Annotated in this window: 17 protein-coding genes; 11 read left to right on the top strand and 6 right to left on the bottom strand. The window is 73.2% G+C overall.

Features of this window, described 5'->3' with window-relative positions:
• The first annotated feature begins 13 nt into the window (after positions 1 to 13).
• Together ACGFSC_RS20590 and ACGFSC_RS20585 are read left to right on the top strand one after the other, a co-directional pair.
• Positions 14 to 349, top strand: a complete 336-nt coding sequence (locus ACGFSC_RS20590; protein ID WP_359913061.1) for an MmcQ/YjbR family DNA-binding protein — start codon at positions 14 to 16, stop codon at positions 347 to 349.
• Between the two features lie 211 nt (positions 350 to 560).
• The gene (locus ACGFSC_RS20585; protein ID WP_359913063.1) at positions 561 to 1,775 is read left to right on the top strand and encodes an alpha/beta hydrolase; all 1,215 of its coding nucleotides are present in this window, start codon (positions 561 to 563) and stop codon (positions 1,773 to 1,775) included.
• A 16-nt stretch (positions 1,776 to 1,791) separates the two neighbouring features.
• Here ACGFSC_RS20585 and ACGFSC_RS20580 read toward each other — a convergent pair whose 3' ends face one another.
• Complete coding sequence (locus tag ACGFSC_RS20580) at positions 1,792 to 2,784, bottom strand: WYL domain-containing protein (RefSeq protein ID WP_359913066.1); 993 nt, start codon at positions 2,782 to 2,784, stop codon at positions 1,792 to 1,794.
• Between the two features lie 101 nt (positions 2,785 to 2,885).
• Between ACGFSC_RS20580 and ACGFSC_RS20575 the strand changes: the two genes are divergently transcribed.
• Positions 2,886 to 3,464, top strand: a complete 579-nt coding sequence (locus tag ACGFSC_RS20575; protein WP_359913069.1) for a TIGR03086 family metal-binding protein — start codon at positions 2,886 to 2,888, stop codon at positions 3,462 to 3,464.
• Positions 3,465 to 3,526: 62 nt separating this feature from the next.
• On the opposite strand, the gene ACGFSC_RS20570 is transcribed toward ACGFSC_RS20575, so the two are convergent.
• Together ACGFSC_RS20570 and ACGFSC_RS20565 are read right to left on the bottom strand one after the other, a co-directional pair.
• Complete coding sequence (locus ACGFSC_RS20570) at positions 3,527 to 4,540, bottom strand: aldo/keto reductase (protein ID WP_359913072.1); 1,014 nt, start codon at positions 4,538 to 4,540, stop codon at positions 3,527 to 3,529.
• Positions 4,537 to 4,959, bottom strand: coding sequence for a MerR family transcriptional regulator (locus tag ACGFSC_RS20565; RefSeq protein ID WP_359913092.1), 423 nt, complete (start codon positions 4,957 to 4,959; stop codon positions 4,537 to 4,539). The genes ACGFSC_RS20570 and ACGFSC_RS20565 overlap by 4 nt, the downstream gene beginning before the upstream one ends.
• 214 nt (positions 4,960 to 5,173) lie before the next feature.
• Between ACGFSC_RS20565 and ACGFSC_RS20560 the strand changes: the two genes are divergently transcribed.
• Complete coding sequence (locus tag ACGFSC_RS20560; RefSeq protein WP_359913074.1) at positions 5,174 to 6,010, top strand: serine hydrolase domain-containing protein; 837 nt, start codon at positions 5,174 to 5,176, stop codon at positions 6,008 to 6,010.
• A gap of 62 nt (positions 6,011 to 6,072) precedes the next feature.
• Here ACGFSC_RS20560 and ACGFSC_RS20555 read toward each other — a convergent pair whose 3' ends face one another.
• Positions 6,073 to 6,849 carry a pirin family protein gene (locus ACGFSC_RS20555; protein WP_359913077.1) on the bottom strand — a complete coding sequence of 259 codons (777 nt, stop codon included), beginning with the start codon at positions 6,847 to 6,849 and terminating at the stop codon, positions 6,073 to 6,075.
• A 224-nt stretch (positions 6,850 to 7,073) separates the two neighbouring features.
• Between ACGFSC_RS20555 and ACGFSC_RS20550 the strand changes: the two genes are divergently transcribed.
• The 5 genes from ACGFSC_RS20550 to fabF all read left to right on the top strand — a co-directional run bounded on the left by ACGFSC_RS20550 (position 7,074) and on the right by fabF (position 12,107).
• Complete coding sequence (locus ACGFSC_RS20550; protein ID WP_359913095.1) at positions 7,074 to 8,270, top strand: helix-turn-helix domain-containing protein; 1,197 nt, start codon at positions 7,074 to 7,076, stop codon at positions 8,268 to 8,270.
• A gap of 91 nt (positions 8,271 to 8,361) precedes the next feature.
• Complete coding sequence (locus ACGFSC_RS20545) at positions 8,362 to 9,312, top strand: ACP S-malonyltransferase (protein ID WP_359913080.1); 951 nt, start codon at positions 8,362 to 8,364, stop codon at positions 9,310 to 9,312.
• Positions 9,309 to 10,340, top strand: coding sequence for a beta-ketoacyl-ACP synthase III (locus ACGFSC_RS20540; RefSeq protein WP_359913083.1), 1,032 nt, complete (start codon positions 9,309 to 9,311; stop codon positions 10,338 to 10,340). The genes ACGFSC_RS20545 and ACGFSC_RS20540 overlap by 4 nt, the downstream gene beginning before the upstream one ends.
• 75 nt (positions 10,341 to 10,415) lie before the next feature.
• On the top strand, positions 10,416 to 10,655 hold the full coding sequence (locus tag ACGFSC_RS20535; RefSeq protein ID WP_224283099.1) for an acyl carrier protein: 240 nt from the start codon (positions 10,416 to 10,418) through the stop codon (positions 10,653 to 10,655).
• A gap of 186 nt (positions 10,656 to 10,841) precedes the next feature.
• Positions 10,842 to 12,107, top strand: coding sequence for a beta-ketoacyl-ACP synthase II (gene fabF, locus ACGFSC_RS20530; protein ID WP_359913086.1), 1,266 nt, complete (start codon positions 10,842 to 10,844; stop codon positions 12,105 to 12,107).
• Between the two features lie 78 nt (positions 12,108 to 12,185).
• On the opposite strand, the gene ACGFSC_RS20525 is transcribed toward fabF, so the two are convergent.
• Both ACGFSC_RS20525 and ACGFSC_RS20520 read right to left on the bottom strand, forming a co-directional pair.
• Complete coding sequence (locus ACGFSC_RS20525) at positions 12,186 to 12,680, bottom strand: DUF3145 domain-containing protein (RefSeq protein WP_359913089.1); 495 nt, start codon at positions 12,678 to 12,680, stop codon at positions 12,186 to 12,188.
• Positions 12,681 to 13,042: 362 nt separating this feature from the next.
• Positions 13,043 to 14,071: an NADP-dependent oxidoreductase gene (locus ACGFSC_RS20520; protein ID WP_359915261.1), complete on the bottom strand. Its 1,029-nt coding sequence runs from the start codon at positions 14,069 to 14,071 to the stop codon at positions 13,043 to 13,045.
• Positions 14,072 to 14,208: 137 nt separating this feature from the next.
• On the opposite strand from ACGFSC_RS20520, the gene ACGFSC_RS20515 reads away from it, so the two are divergent.
• Positions 14,209 to 14,673, top strand: coding sequence for a MarR family transcriptional regulator (locus tag ACGFSC_RS20515; protein ID WP_359915259.1), 465 nt, complete (start codon positions 14,209 to 14,211; stop codon positions 14,671 to 14,673).
• Positions 14,674 to 14,792: 119 nt separating this feature from the next.
• A complete protein-coding gene (locus ACGFSC_RS20510; protein WP_359915257.1) occupies positions 14,793 to 16,385 on the top strand; it encodes an LCP family protein in 1,593 nt (530 codons plus the stop codon).
• The last annotated feature ends 25 nt before the right edge of the window (positions 16,386 to 16,410 follow it).

Here is a 16,410-nt window from a genome sequence, read left to right as displayed (position 1 = left end):
CTACCCTGCCGCCATGGTGACGTTCGACGAGTTCCGCACGATGGCGCTGGCCCTGCCGGAAGCCGCCCAGGAGCCGACCTGGGACATCGAGACGCTGCGGGTCCGCGGCCGGATCTTCGCGATGGGCGCGCCCGACGGGGACCGGGTCACCGTCAAGGCCTCCCTCGAGGACCAGGCCGAACTGCTCGCCGCCGAACCCGAGGTGTTCTCCTCCGCCCCGTACGTCGGACGGCACGGCTGGGTGAGCGTCCGGCTGGACCTGGTGGACCGGGACGAGCTGCACGACCTCGTCACCGAGGCCTGGCGGCGGACGGCGCCGAAGCGCCTGGTACGCGAGTTCGACGCCTGAGCGCGGCCCTGTCGAACGGCCGCACGGGGCACCGTCCGAACCACTGGGAGACGTCGCGCGGACACCCCGGGTTCATGTGATCCATCCCACAGTTTAGGCGTTCCCGTCCTCCCTCCGGGCCCCCTAGGCTTGCGCAGGGAAGTCAGCAGAGCTATCGCACCCTCCGGGCACCGCCCGCGAAACGGTGACGGGCCCCAAGGGAGTTGGTGCGGTGCGCAACCGTCGGCGCTGGAAGCGGGTACTGATCGGGGCGTTCGCCGGCTGCGCGGTGCTCGCCGACGCCGGAGGCGCCGCCGCCGCGGCCGCGGTCTCCTCCGAACAGCTGGCGATCTCCACCCCTCCGGCCGGCAGCGCCGCCTGGGTCCAGGACCACTCCTTCGGCCACTCCCTGCCCGACCCGGCCACCACCGCCCCGGCCGCCGCCGCGGCGTTCTTCGCCTCGCTCGCGCCCACCGAACTGGACCGGCTGATCCAGCAGTACCCGCTGGTCGTCGGCAACTACGACGGCGCCCCGCTGGACCTGCGCTACCGCGCCAACAGGATCGCCCTGGCCGCCGAGCGCGACCGGGCCCTGGCCCGCGCCGCCGACCGCGAACTGGACTCCGACACCCGCGCGCTGGCCGTCTCCCGCGCCAACGACGTCGAGCACCTGCTCGCCCCCGGCCGGCAGGTCCTGGCCTTCGACCCGCGCGGCCGCGGCCTGGTCAGCGAGGTGTGGGGCGACCTCGCCGACGCCGAGCGGATCTCCGTGCTCGTCCCCGGCTCGGACGCCGACCTCGGCCACCACGACCAGGCCGCCGAGCCGCTGCGCTCCCCGGCCGGCATGGCCCGCGCCCTCCACGCCGAGGAGCGGCGCCAGGCGCCGAACACCCGGACCGCCGTGATCTCCTGGACCGGCTACGTCACCCCCTCCGGCCTCGGCCCGGACGCCGCCACCTCCCGGCTCGCCGACGTCGCCGCCCCCCGGCTGGAGCGGCTGCTCTCCGGGCTGAAGGAGACCACCCGGCCGGACGCGCCGCCGTCGCTGCTCTGCCACTCGTACGGCTCGGTGGTCTGCGGCACCGCCGCCCCGGAGATCCCGCGCGCGGCGGCCTCGCCGTCCGACACCTCCGGCATCACCGACCTGGTGGTCTTCGGCAGCCCCGGCATGGGCGTGCAGAGCACCACCGAACTGGGCGCCGGCGTGCACGTCTGGGCCACCCGCAACCCCAGCGACTGGATCGGCAACGTGCCGTTCCTGGAGGTCGGCGGACTCGGCCACGGCGCCGACCCGACGGCGAGCGGCTTCGGCTCCGAGCAGATCTCCTCGGCCCGCGCGGCCGGCCACAACGGCTACTTCACCGAGGGCACCGACAGCCTGCGCAACTTCGCGGCGATCTCCCTCGGCCGCTACCAGGACGTGGTCCGGGCCAACCCCGGCTCCTGAGGCCGGCCCCCGGGGCTCAGGACGGCTGGTCCTGGTACAGCCGCAGGGCCTCCGCCGCCGCCCTGGCCAGCTCGCGCCGGGCGGCCGGCGGGACCAGCACCTCGACGTCCGCGCCGAAGGCCAGCAGCGACCGGACGGCCGCCGGTGCCGGGAAGGCCATCGCCACCTCGGCCCACTCCTCGGGCGGCCCGGCGCCCGCCTCCGGCGGCGGCGCGGTGACCCGGCCGCCGTGGATGCGCAGGAACATGTCCAGCCGTCCGCGCCGGACCCGCACCCGCACCGGCAGGTCCTTCGGCAGCCGCTCCACCTGCTCGCGCAGCACCGCCCAGGCGTCACCGAGCCCGACCCCGGCCCGGCGCCGCACCGTCTCCTCGGTGGTGTCGGCGGCCAGCACCCGGTCGACCCGGAACAGCCGCGGCTCGCCGTGCAGATCGGCCACCAGGTACCAGACCGCCGCCTTGCTCACCAGCCCGTACGGGTCGACGGTGTACTCCACCGGCGCGGGCGTGCCGCCGTGCCGGTAGCGCAGCCGCAGCCGCCGGTCGGCGAAGACGGCGTACTGCAGCTCGCCCAGGTCCGGCCCGGCGGCGGGGCCGACCGCGCCGGGGGTCTGCATCCAGCGGGCCGGGTCGACCAGGATCCGCTCGCTGATCCGCTCGGCGGCCGGCCGGTGCGGGGCCGGCAGCGCCGCCATCACCTTGCGCAGCGCCGAACCGAGCGCCCCGTCCAGCCCGAGGTCGCTGTGCGCGCCCTGGGCGGAGAGCACGAACAGCGCCCTGGCCTCGTCCGCGGTCAGGCCCGTGACGTCGGTGCGGTAGCCGGGCAGCAGGCCGATGCCGCCGTGCCGCCCGCGCTCGGTGAACACCGGCACCCCGGCGGCGGAGAGCGACTCGACGTCGCGGTAGATGGTGCGGACGGACACCTCCAGCCGCTCGGCGAGTTCGGTGGCGGACACCCGGCCGCGGGTCTGGAGCAGCAGCAGGATCGAGAGCAGGCGGTCGGCCTTCATGCCCCAAGAATCCCAGTAATCCTGACGGCAGTTGTCAGGTTTTACTGGGAAATTGCGTTCCGAGCCCGAAAGACCACCCGACACCAGGGAGTTGAGCGCCGATGACCGCTGTCCAGGATGCCCGCCCGCAGTACCTGACCGCCCTCGACCAGCTGGAGAAGCTGTTCGCCACGATCGCCCCGGCCGACCTCGACCGGCCCACCCCCTGCACCGAGTTCACCCTGCGTCAGCTGCTGAACCACGTGGTCGGCGGCATCCACCGGTTCGCGTACATGGGCGAGGGCGGCCGCGCCGAGGACGTCGTGGCCGCCGTCGAGGACCCCTCGGACGAGGGCTGGCCGGCCGCGCTGGGCCGGGCCCGAGCCCGGGTCACCGCCGCCTGGGCGGACGACGCCAAGCTCGGCCGCCCGACCGTCGCCCCCTGGGGCGAGGTGCCCGGCGCGGCGGCGGTGGCCGGCTACCTGATGGAGCTGGTGACCCACTCCGGGGACATCGCCGGGAGCCTCGGCAACGGCTTCGCCCTGGACGACGACCTGGCGCGGACCGCGCTGGCCGTCGCCGAGTTCGTGCTGCCGGCCGAACAGCGGGTGCCGGGCGTCCCGTTCGCCGCCGTCCGGCCGGTCGCCGAGGACGCCGACGTGCACACCCGGCTGGCCGCCTGGATGGGCCGGACGGTCTGAGCCCGGCACCGGCCCGGCGGCCCGGGGGAGCCCGCGCCGGCTCCCCCGGGCCGCCGGTCCCGCTACTCGCGCGCCGCCGAGGTGGAGCTCATGTCCGCGTAGCGGTTCCCCGCCACCCGGCCGGCCACCGGCTCCAGCAGCGCCAGCTCCTCGGCGGTCAGCCGCAGCGTCGCCGCCGCGGTGTTCTCGGCGAGCCGGCCGCGCCTGCGGGTGCCCGGGATCGGCACGACGGCCAGCCCGTGCACCTCGGCCTGCTGGTGCACCCAGGCCAGTGCGACCTGGGCGAGCGTCACGCCGCGGGCCGCCGCGATCTTCCGCAGCGGGTCGAGCAGTTCGCCGTTGGCGGCCGCGTTGTCGCCGGTGTAGCGCGGGTGGGAACGGCGGTAGTCGTCCGCCGAGAGCTCCTTGGCGTCCTGGAAGGCGCCGGTCAGGAAGCCCCGCCCGAGCGGCGAGTACGGCACGAAGGCGACGCCCAGCTCCGCCGCGGCCGGGACCGCCGTGCGCTCGACGTCACGGGCGAACACCGACCACTCGGACTGGAGCGCGGCGATCGGGTGGATCGCGTGCGCCTCGCGCAGCTCCGCCCCGGTCACCTCGGACAGGCCGAGGTGGCGCACCTTGCCGGCCCGCACCAGCTCGGCCATGGCACCGACCGAGTCGGCCAGCGGCACGGCCGGGTCGCGGCGGTGCATGTAGTACAGGTCGATCACGTCCGTGCCGAGGCGGCGCAGCGAGGCGTCCACCGCGGTCCGGATGTACGCCGGGTCGTTGCTGATGCCGCGGACCGCGCCGTCCTCCTCGGAGCGCAGGATGGAGAACTTGGTGGCGAGCACCACCTGGTTCCGGTTGGCCCGGACGAAGGGGCCGATCAGCTCCTCGTTGCGGCCGGAGCCGTACATGTCGGCGGTGTCGAAGAGGGTGACACCGGTCGCCAGCGCGGCGTCCAGGGTGGCGAGCGCCTCGCCGGTGTCGGTGGGGCCGTAGAACTCGCTCATGCCCATGCAGCCGAGGCCCTGGACGCCCACCAGCGGGCCGCCGGTGCCGAGTTCGACGGTGGGAAGGACGGTCTGAGTCATGCGCTCTGCTCTTCCTCTACATGGATGTTCTGGCACTTGGCCGGGATTCCGGCGCCACCGGCGACCTTCCCGGCATAGAGATCGATCTTGTAGTCGAGGACGGCGAGGGTGGCCTGGAGGTCCACGATCCGCTGTCGGACCTCCTCGCGCTGGGCCTCCAGGAGCAGCCGCCGCTCCCCGTAGGTCTGCTCGCCCTGGCGGGCCATGTCCACGTACTTGAGCATGTCCGCCACCGACATGCCGGTCAGCCGCAGCCGGCCCAGGAAGGCCAGCCGGTGCAGATCGGCGTCGGAGTAGCGGCGCTGGCCGCCCGCCGCCCGGTCGACCGGGTCCAGCAGGCCGATCCGCTCGTACCAGCGCAGGGTGTGGGTGGTCAGCCCGCTCGCCGCGGCGACCTCGCTGATGGTGTGCCTCGGCATCGGGTCCGGATCCCCGACGGGGCGGCTGAACACCTCGGAGCAGCTGCGCAGGTCGATCTCGATGCGTGCGGGTGCGGCCATCGCTCGTTTCCCCCTGTCCTGGACGACGTGAACGACGCTACCGAGTTGGAGTGCACTCCAAGCAAGCCCGACACCCGGGTGGCTCCACCACCACCTTCTCCGCGGAATTTCCCGGCGACTACAGTCGGATCCCATGGAGAGCTTGCGGATGATCGAGAACTGGCCGGTGCCCCATGCCGCGGCGGCGGTGGTCCGGGGGGCGGACGGCGCGGTCCTGGGCGCGCACGGGCCGCAGCAGCACCTGTTCCCGCTCGCCTCGGTGACCAAGCTGCTCACCTCGTACGCGGCGCTGGTCGCCGTCGAGGAGGGCGTGTTCGAGCTGGACGACCCGGCCGGTCCGGCCGGCTCGACCGTCCGCCACCTGCTCGCGCACACCTCCGGCCTGGGCTTCGACGAGCACCGGGTGTTCGGCGAGCCCGGCAACCGCCGGCTCTACTCCAACGCGGGCTTCGACGTGCTGGCCCGGACGCTGTCCGAGGCCGCCGGGATCGAGTTCTCCCGCTACGCCGCCGAGGCGGTGTTCGAGCCGCTGGGCATGACGGACACCCTGATCAACACCGCGCACAAGTCCCCGGCCGGCGCCGGCGGCCTGTCCACCGTCGCCGACCTCGCCCGGTTCGCCGCCGAACTGCAGGCACCCAAGCTGCTGGACCCGTCCACGCTCCGGCAGGCCACCCGCGAGGTCGCCTTCCCCGGCACCAGCGGTGTGCTGCCCGGCTACGGCCACCAGCGCCCGAACGACTGGGGCCTCGGCTTCGAGATCCGCGACGGCAAGAGCCCGCACTGGACCGGCGCCGCCAACTCCCCCGGAACCTTCGGGCACTTCGGCCAGTCCGGCACCTTCCTGTGGGTCGACCCGCAGGCCGGCGCCGCCTGCGTCGCGCTCACCGACCGGGACTTCGGGCCGTGGGCGGTCGAGGCCTGGCCGGCCTTCTCCGACGCGGTGCTCGAAGAACTCCCGAAGCGCTGAGCCGCTGGGGCGTGTCCGACCATTCGCGTCGGCGCACCCGGCGGGAATTGTTCAGACACGCCCTAACCGTAGGAGACCGGCGAGTGCATCTCCCAGAGCAGGAGTTCGGCGCCGGTCTCCCCCGCCGCCGGGTCGGCGAAGGCCTCGCCGGTGATCCGCACGCTGTCGCCCGGAACCATCGAGCGGCCGCCGCCCTTGGGCCCCGGGACGGTCCGGTAGCCCAGCGAGCCGGCGGTCAGGTGGGCGTACCGCCAGGGCGCCTCGGGCAGTAGCGGCAGCGGCTGCCACGGCCCGGCGGTGGCCAGCCAGAGCGCGGCGTCGCCGCGGCGCAGCCGCAGGGCGTCCGTCCCGGCATCGCGCTCCAGCCCGGAGGCGAGCAGCGTCAACCCGCCGTCCGCCGGTTCCACCTTGCGCAGGCCGTAGGCGGGGGGCGCGTCGAACTCGTCCGGCTGGAGCCACATCTGGACGAAGCGGACCGGCCCGGTGGCGCCGCCGACGTTGCGCTCGGTGTGGGTGACCCCGGAACCGGCGCTGAGGTGCTGGACCATCCCGGGTCGGACCACCCCGCTGTGGCCGTGCGAATCGCGGTGGGCGAGCGCGCCCTCCAGCACCCAGGTGAGGATCTCGGTGTCCCGGTGCTTGTGCTCCTCGAATCCGGCGCCGGGGGCGAGGAGTTCCTCGTTGCACGCGAGCAGTGCCCCGAAGTGGGTGTTCTTCGGGTCGTAGTGGCCGGAGAAGGAGAACGCGTGCCTGGTCTCGACGCCCTCGGCCGGGACGGAGCGGTAGCGCTCGGCGGTGCGGCGCAGGTCGGCACGGGGGCGGTCGAGGGCTTCGGTCACGCCCCCACCGTAGTGGCTGGGCCCGCGGTGCGACTCCTGCCACCGCGCCACCGTGCCGGGGGGGTGTGCACGAGCAGTCACTCGCGTGAGGCAGTCTTGTCCTTGTGCCAGCCGCCTCCGCGAACTCCAAGAGCGAACCCAGTCCCAGCCCCGCACCCGACCCCGCCGGAAAGGGCCCGGCCCCCCGGTCGGCCCGTGACCGACCCGGCCGTGCGGCGCCCCGCCTGACCGCCCAGGAGCGCAGAAACGCCGCCGAGCGCGCCGAACGCCGGGCGGCGACGCTCAAGCGGCTGGAGAAGTCCTCCGGCAAGCTGGCCACCGCCGCGATCTCGCGGATGGACGACCAGCTCGGCTGGTACCGGCGGATGCCGCCGGAGCACCGCTCCTGGATCGGCCTGGTGGCCCAGGCCGGCATCGCCGCCTTCACCGAGTGGTACCGCCACCCCGACACCGCCCAGGCGATCTCCACCGACGTCTTCGGCACCGCTCCGCGCGAGCTGACCAGGGCGATCACCCTGCGCCAGACCGTCGAGCTGATCCGCACCACGATCGAGGTGATGGAGGAGGCCATCGAGGAGGTGGCCGCCCCCGGCGACGAGGCGGACATGCGCGAGTCGGTGCTGGTCTACGCCCGGGAGATCGCCTTCGCGACCGCCCAGGTGTACGCCCAGGCCGCCGAGGCGCGCGGCGCCTGGGACGCCCGGCTGGAGGCGCTGGTGGTCAACTCGCTGCTGTCCGGCGACGCCGACGAGGGCGTGCTCTCCCGCGCCGCCGCACTCGGCTGGGGCCAGCCCAGCCAGGTCCGGGTGGTGATGGGCAGCGCGCCGGACGGCGACAGCGAGCTGGTGGTCGAGGCGATCCGCCGGGCCGCCCGGTACGCCAAGCTGAACGTGCTGACCGGGGTGCTGGGCAAGCGCCTGGTGGTCGTGGTCGGCGGCGAGAAGGAGCCGGTGCACGCGGCCCGGGCACTGATCGGCCAGTTCGCGCCGGGCCCGGTGGTGGTCGGCCCGACCGTGCCCGACCTGCTCTCCGCGACCCGCTCGGCCCACGCCGCCGCGGCCGGCCTGCGGGCCTGCGCCGCCTGGCCGGACGCCCCCCGCCCGGTGCTGGCCGACGACCTGCTGCCCGAGCGGGCACTGGCCGGCGACCAGGCCGCGCGCCGTCAGCTGGTGGAGGAGATCTACACACCGCTGGACGAGGCCGGGTCCGCCCTGCTGGAGACCCTGAGCGTCTACCTGGAGCAGGCCTCCTCCCTGGAGGGCGCGGCCCGGATGCTCTTTGTCCACCCCAACACGGTGCGCTATCGGCTGCGACGTGTGACTGACGTCACGGGGTACGCCCCCTCCGACGTACGTTCGGCGTTCACCCTGCGGATCGCACTGGCCCTCGGCCGGTTGGGCGCCGTCGGGGAGCCCGGCTGAGCCGGAGTGTAGGAACCGCACAATCAGGGATGGTTTTCTTCGTTACCGTCGCCTACCCGCCCCTGGGCGCCTGGCGAGAGAGGGTTGAACCGTGCTCGTAATCGTCGCCCCTGGACAGGGTGCTCAGTCCCCCGGTTTCCTCAGCCCCTGGCTGGAGCTCGACGGCGTCGCCGACCGCCTGCGCGGCTGGTCGGAGGTCGCCGGGCTCGACTTGGTGCACGCCGGTACCGAGGCGTCCGCCGAGGAGATCAAGGACACCGCCGTCGCCCAGCCGCTGCTGGTCGCGGCGGGTCTGGTGACCGCCCGGGAGCTGTTCCCGGACGAGGACGCCGCCCGCAAGCTGGTCGGCGCCGTGGCCGGTCACAGCGTCGGTGAGATCACCGCCGCCGCCGGCGCCGGGGTGCTCGGCGCCCACGACGCGCTGACCTTCGTGCGTGAGCGCGGCCGGGCCATGGCCGAGGCCGCCGCCGTCACCGAGACCGGCATGCTCGCCGTGCTCGGCGGCGAGCCGGAGGAGGTCGCGGCGAAGCTGGCCGAGCACGGTCTGACCGCGGCCAACAACAACGGCGGCGGCCAGATCGTCGCCGCCGGCACGCTGGACCAGCTGGAGGCGCTGAAGGCGGACCCGCCGACCCGCGCCAAGCTGATCGCCCTCAAGGTGGCCGGCGCCTTCCACACCGAGCACATGGCCCCGGGCGTCGAGCGGCTGGCCCAGCTGGCCCCGACGCTGACCGCGGCCGACCCGCTGGTCCGCTACGTCTCCAACAGGGACGGCGCGGTCGTGGACACCGGTGCCGAGGTGCTCGCGCGCCTGGTCTCGCAGGTCTCCAACCCCGTCCGCTGGGACCTCTGCATGGAGACCCTCGGGCAGCTGGGTGCGACGGCCGTGATCGAGCTGTCCCCCGCCGGCACCCTCACCGGGCTGCTCAAGCGCAACCTCAAGGGTGTGGCCACGCTCGCCCTCAAGACCCCCGCCGATCTGGACAAGGCCCGCGAGCTCGTTGCGGAGCACGGCGGTCAGGAGCAGGAGACCCAGGCATGACCAAGCCCCAGATCCGTCCGGTGAGCGGCGCGCAGTACTCGCGCATCCTCGGCGTCGGCGGCTACCGCCCGGTCCGGGTGATCCCCAACTCCGAGGTCCTGGAGTGGATCGACTCCTCGGACGAGTGGATCCGCACCCGCAGCGGGATCGCCGAGCGCCGCTGGGCCGGCCCGGAGGAGTCCGTCGCCGAGATGTCGGTCCAGGCGGCCGGCAAGGCCATCGCCCAGGCCGGGATCTCCGCCGAGCAGATCGGCGGCGTGATCGTCTCGACCGTCTCGCACCTCAAGCAGACCCCCGCGATCGCCACCGAGATCTCCGAGCGGCTCGGCTGCGGCAACGCCCCGGCCTTCGACATCTCGGCCGCCTGTGCCGGCTTCGGCTACGGCCTCGGCCTGGCCGACGGCATGATCCGCGGCGGCAACGCCGACTACGTGCTGGTCATCGGCGTCGAGCGGCTCAGCGACCTGACCGACCAGTCGGACCGCTCCACCGCCTTCATCTTCGGTGACGGCGCCGGCGCCGCGATCGTCGGCCCGTCGGACACCCCCGGCATCGGCAAGCTGATCTGGGGCTCGGACGGCTCGCAGGCCGACCTCATCACCCAGACCCAGGCCTGGGACACCGCCTTCGCCAAGTCCGACGCGATCAACGGCGCGGGCGAGGAGACCAAGTGGCCGGCCCTGCGGATGGACGGCCAGCCGGTCTTCCGCTGGGCGGTCTGGGAGATGGCCAAGGTGGCCCAGCAGGCGCTGGACGCCGCCGGGATCACCGCCGACCAGCTCGGCGCGTTCATCCCCCACCAGGCCAACATGCGGATCACGGATGCCATGATCAAGGCGCTCAAGCTGCCGGAGTCGGTACCCGTCGCCCGCGACATCGCCGAGACCGGCAACACTTCCGCGGCCTCCATCCCGCTGGCGATGGAACGCATGCTGGAGAGCGGTGAGGCCCACAGCGGGGACCTGGCCCTGATCATCGGGTTCGGGGCGGGTCTCGTGTACGCCGCAGCAGTCGTTACTCTCCCCTAGGCGCATTCGCCCAATTCACAAGCCTGTGCCCGGCCGCCGGCCGGACACGCTCAACACCGTAGAGGAGCAGCCAGTATGGCTACCCAGGAAGAGGTCCTGGAAGGTCTCGCCGAGATCGTCAACGAGATCGCCGGCATCCCGACCGAGGACGTCCAGCTCGACAAGTCCTTCACCGACGACCTGGACGTCGACTCGCTGTCCATGGTCGAGGTCGTCGTGGCCGCCGAGGAGCGCTTCGACGTCAAGATCCCGGACGACGAGGTCAAGAACCTGAAGACCGTCGGCGACGCGGTGAACTACATCCTCAACGCCTGATCGACCGACCAGTTCGACTCGGCCAGCCCGTCCGGCGTCCCGTACGCCGGCGAAGGCTGACCGGTCGGCCGGGCTCGTCGAGCCTGGCCGACCCCGCCGGCCGGGACGCCCCCACTCGGGGCGCCCGGCCGGGCCCTTCCTCGGCACGCCGCCGACCCCCCGCACACGTGAGAGAAGAAGAAACCAGTGACCGCTGAAAACCGCACCGTGGTCGTCACGGGTATCGGCGCCTTCACGCCGCTGGGCGCCGACGCCGCCAGCACCTGGGAGAACCTGGTCGCCGGTCGGTCCGGCGTGGCGGCCCTGACCGAGGAGTGGGCCGAGGACCTGCCGGTGAAGATCGCGGCGAGGACCGCCGTCGAGCCGGGCGAGATCCTGCCCCGCCCGCTGGCCCGCAAGCTGGACCGCTCGGCGCAGTTCGCGCTGATCGCCGCCCGCGAGGCCTGGGCCGACGCCGGCTACGAGACCCCCGCCACCGACGAGTCCTCCAAGCTCGCCCCCGAGCGCCTGGGCGCCGTGATCGCCTCCGGCATCGGCGGCGTGACCACGCTCCTCGACCAGTACGACGTGCTGAAGGAGAAGGGCGCCCGCAAGGTCTCCCCGCACACCGTCCCGATGCTGATGCCGAACTCCCCGGCGGCCAACGTCGGTCTGGAGGTCGGCGCCCGCGCGGGCGTGCACACCCCCGTCTCCGCCTGTGCCTCCGGCGCCGAGGCGATCGGCTACGCGATCGAGATGATCCGTACCGGCCGCGCCGACGTCGTGGTGGCCGGCGGCACCGAGGCGGCGATCCACCCGCTGCCGATCGCCGCGTTCGCCAACATGATGGCGATGTCCAAGAAGAACGACGACCCCCAGCGCGCGTCCCGCCCCTACGACAAGGCCCGCGACGGCTTCGTGCTGGGCGAGGGTGCCGGCGTGGTCGTGCTGGAGTCGGTCGAGCACGCCGAGGCGCGCGGCGCCCGGATCTACTGCGAGGCCGTGGGCCAGGGCCTGTCCTCGGACGCCCACCACATCGCGCAGCCCGAGCCGACCGGCGCCGGCGTGGCCCGCGCGCTGGCCGACCTGTTCGAGCGCAACGAGCTGGACAAGGCCGAGATCGTGCACGTCAACGCGCACGCCACCTCGACCCCCCAGGGCGACACCGCCGAGCTGAAGGCGCTGCGCAAGGAGCTGGGCGACGACCTCGACCACATCGCGGTCTCGGCCACCAAGTCGATGACGGGCCACCTGCTGGGCGGCGCCGGCGGCATCGAGACCGTCGCCACCGTGCTGGCCCTGTACCACCGGATCGCCCCGCCGACCATCAACGTGGACGAGCTGGACGACGACGTGGACGCCGACATCGTCCGCGACGAGGCCCGCAAGCTGCCCGAGGGCCGGATCGCCGCGCTGAACAACTCGTTCGGCTTCGGCGGCCACAACGTGGTGCTGGCCTTCCGCACCCGCTGACGCCCGTGACGAAGGGGCCGGCGCTCAAGGAGAGCGCCGGCCCCTTCGTCGTGCCCGTCCGGTCCGTGCGGGGCGGCCTCAGACCACCTGGTGCAGCCAGCGCACCGGCGCGCCCTCGCCCGCGTACCGGAACGGCTCAAGCTCGTCGTCCCAGGGCTTGCCGAGCAGCCGGGCGATCTCGGCCTCCAGGTCGGCCCCCTCGCTGCGGGCGCGCAGCAGGACGGCGCGCAACCGGTCCTCGGGGATCAGGATGTCGCCGTGGATGCCCGTGACGGCGTGGAAGATGCCGAGCGAGGGCGTGCTGCTGTACCGCTCCCCCTCCGCCGTGGCGCAGGGCTCGCTGGTCACCTCGTACCGCATCAGCTGCCAGCCGCGCAGCGCGGAGGCGAGCTTCGAAGCCGTACCGGGCTCCCCCTGCCAGGAGAGCTCGGCACGCCAATGCCCGGGTGCGGCCGGCTGGCGGATCCAGTCCAGGCTCACCCGCACACCGAGCACCCCCGCGACGGCCCACTCGACGTGCGGGCACAGCGCGCGGGGCGCGGTGTGGATGTACAGAACTCCACGTGTCGTCACCGGGACCTCCAGGCTGTGGACGAGGGTCGCCTTCCCCAGCTGCCTCGTGCCTGCAGTTGATCCGCAGTTACTCACGTTAGCCGACATTAAGCTACTAAATTGAGCAAAACGGACAGGCTTTCGCTCAATGCTAGTCGAATCCTCAACGAGGTCTACCCCTCGGCCGGATCTCTCCCCCGAACGGCCCCATCGCCGGCGGGACCACCGTACCGCGCGGCGCCACAGGATGGATGACGCACTTTCGGATCCGGCCGGAATGCGGTAGTGCGGCCGCGACGCCCGCGCCCGAGCGCGCACCGCCGATGCCCGACCGCCCCGCCGCCCGGTGCGGGCGGCGGGGCGGTCGACGACCTGACGGAGCGTCAGCTGTCCAGGCGGACGACCATCTTGCCGGTGTTGACGCCGCGCAGCAGATCGAGGAAGGCCTCGGCGGCGTTCTCGAAACCGTCCACCACGGTCTCCTCGGTGCGCAGTTCACCGGACTTCAGCCAGCCGGCCACCTCCGCGACGAACTGCGGCTGGAGCCCGGCGTGGTCGCCCACCAGCATGCCCTCCAGGCGCAGCCGCTTGCCGATGGCGAGCGCGAGGTTGCGCGGGGCGGCGGGTGCGGCGGTGTCGTTGTACTGGGCGATGGCACCGCAGAGCACCGCGCGGCCGTGCACGTTCAGCGCGCCGATCGCGGCCTCCAGGTGGTCGCCGCCGACGTTGTCGAAGTAGAGGTCGATGCCGTCCGGGGCGGCCTCGGCGAGCTGCTCGGCGACCGGGGCGTCCTTGTAGTTGAAGGCCGCGTCGAAGCCGTACTCGTCCACCAGCCCGGCCACCTTCTGCGCCGAGCCGGCCGAACCGACCACCAGCGAGGCGCCCTTGAGCCTGGCGATCTGCCCGACCAGCGAGCCGACCGCGCCGGCCGCGCCGGAGACGAAGACCTTGTCGCCCTCCTTCAGGGCGCCGACGGCGAGCAGGCCGGCGTAGGCGGTCAGGCCGGGCATGCCGAGCACGCCGAGGTAGGCGGAGAGCGGGGCGGCGGCCGGGTCGACCTTGACCGCGCGCCCGGCGTCCAGGGTCGCGTACTCGCGCCAGCCGAGCCCGTGCAGCACCGCGTCGCCCGGGGCGAAGCCCTCGGCCCCGGAGGCGACGACGTAGCCGACCGCACCGCCGTCCATGGCCCGGCCCAGCTGGAACGGCGGGACGTACGACTTCACGTCGTTCATCCGGCCCCTCATGTACGGGTCCACCGAGAGGTAGGCGTTGCGGACCAGGATCTCGCCCGGGCCGGGGGCCCGGACCGGGGCCTCGACCAGGGCGAAGTCGGTCGGCACCGGCCAGCCCTGCGGGCGGGCGGCGAGGTGCCATTCACGGGCGGTCGCGGGGGCGGCGGCCTGCTCTGCCATCGGGGGCGCTCCTTGCGGTTCGGCTGCGGGTTCAGATGTGGTTCAGGTGCGGTTTCGGCACCTGAAAGGTTGAGCAACTGAAGTAACGATGGGCATGAAAGGTTCACGTTGTCAACTTTTCAGGTAGACTGTCGACCATGGACACCCAGTCGATCCAGGACGCCGCGCCGCAGCCCGACGAGATCACCCGCGAGGTCGTCGACCTGATGGCCAACCTGGTCGCACTGTTCCACCGCGAGTACGAGGAGGCCGCCGCCGCCCGCTCGCTCACCGGCGCCCAGGCCAAGGTGCTCGCGCTGCTGCGGCGCGGCCCGATGCCGATGCGCCAGATCGCCCAGACGCTCAGCTGCGAGCCCTCCAACATCACCGGGATCGTCGACCGGCTCGAATCCCGCGGCTTCGTGACCCGTGAGGCCGACCGGCACGACCGCCGGGTCAAGCTGGTCGCCGCCACCGGCACCGGCTCGGCCGCCTCCGAGGAACTGCGCGAATCGCTGAACTTCGCCCGCGAGCCACTGGCCGCGCTCGGCCCGGACGAGCGGACGGCGCTGCGCGACCTGCTCCGGCGGATGCTCGCGGGCGCCTCCGGCCCCGGCGCGTGATCAGCATCACAGCACCCGGGGGCCTTCCGCAGGCCCCAGGGGGGTAACCGAAAAGCCTCCCGGAACGTCTAACGTTCGAACATCGAACGCGAGAGACCTGAAGACGGGGGGCACGGAGGATGAGCAGCAGCACGCGTCGGCGCCGCTACCTGCGGACCGCCATCGGCCTGGCCGCCGTACTGGTGCTGTCGGTCGTGGGCGCCGGAGCCTGGTTCTACCACCGGCTGGACAACAACATCACCACCTTCGACTCCGGCGGCGTCGCCACCGAGCGCCCGCCGGCCCCCGTCCCGGCCAGCCCGGGCGCCTCCGTCCCGGTCAACGTGCTGCTGCTCGGCTCGGACACCCGCGACGAGGGCAACGACTCGCTGGGCGGCGGCGACGAGGGCGTCGGCCACTCGGACACCGCGATCCTGGTGCACGTCTACGCCGACCACAAGCACGCCGTCGGCGTCTCGATCCCCCGCGACACCCTGGTCACCATCCCGTCCTGCAAGCTGCCGAACGGCACCTGGACGACGCCGAAGACCGACCAGATGTTCAACTCCGCCTTCACCGTGGGCCTCGCCGAGAAGGGCAACCCGGCCTGCACCCAGAACACCGTGGAGAAGCTCACCGGGCTGCGGATCGACCACACCGTCGTGGTCGACTTCAAGGGCGCGGCCGCGATGTCCGACGCCGTGGGCGGGGTGGAGGCCTGCGTGCCCAACGACGTCAACCAGTACGGCATACACCTCAAGAAGGGCCTCCAGAAGCTCTCCGGACAGTCCGCGGTGGACTACCTGCGGACGCGCCACGGGATCGGCGACAACTCCGACATCGGTCGGATGAAGCGTCAGCAGGCCTTCCTCTCCTCGATGATCAAGAAGGTCCAGGGCCAGGGCTTCTCACTGCCCACCCTGCTGCCGCTGGCCGACGCGGCCACCAAGTCGCTCACCGTGGACGAGGGGCTGGGCACCGCGATGAAGCTGGTGGACTTCGCCCGTTCGATCCAGGACATCAAGCTCTCCGACGTCTCCTTCGTCACCGCGCCCTGGCGCTTCGCCGGCGACCGAATACGGCTGGTGCAGCCGGACGCCGACGCCCTCTGGAAGCTGCTGCGCGAGGACCGCACCCTGGACGGGCAGAGCACCTCCGGGACGGGCCAGGTGACCTCCTCCCCCAGCACCGACCCGGGCACCGCCCCCGGCACCCCGCTCACTCCGCTCACCCCGGAGCAGAGCGCGGCGCCGATCACCGTGGTCAACGGGGTCGGCACGCCCGGCCTGGCCGGCTCCGGCGCCGAGACGCTCAGGGCGCGCGGCTTCCGGAACGTCGCGCTCGGCCAGAACACCCCCGGCCAGCAGGCCACCCAGATCTCCTACGACCCCGCGCTGAAGGCCACCGCCGACCAGGTCGTGGCGCTCTTCCCCGGCGCCAGGGCGGTCGAGGAGCCCGGCTCGGAGGCGATCACCGTCACCCTCGGCGCCGACTTCCGCGCGGCCGGCCCCCGGATCGACCCGGTGACCGCCCCGAGCCCGGAGCCCGGTGCCCCGGCCGGTGCCGCGGCGGGAGCCACCCCCGGCACCGTCCCGGGCACCACCCCGAGCGGAGTCCCGGGCACCGCCCCGAGCGGAGTCCCGAGCGGCGTCCCGGGTGGCATCCCCACCGGCATAGCGGAGAACACCCGCAACGCCGACACCGACCCGTGCGCCAACCTGACCTTCGGCTGACCGACCGACTGCCGACCGTGGGCCG

The sequence above is a fragment of the Kitasatospora sp. NPDC048715 genome, from assembly GCF_043198905.1.
Taxonomy (GTDB): domain Bacteria; phylum Actinomycetota; class Actinomycetes; order Streptomycetales; family Streptomycetaceae; genus Kitasatospora; species Kitasatospora lactacystinica.
The sequence above is the reverse complement of the archived record's forward strand: the minus strand, read 5'-3'. Positions and strand labels throughout refer to the sequence as shown.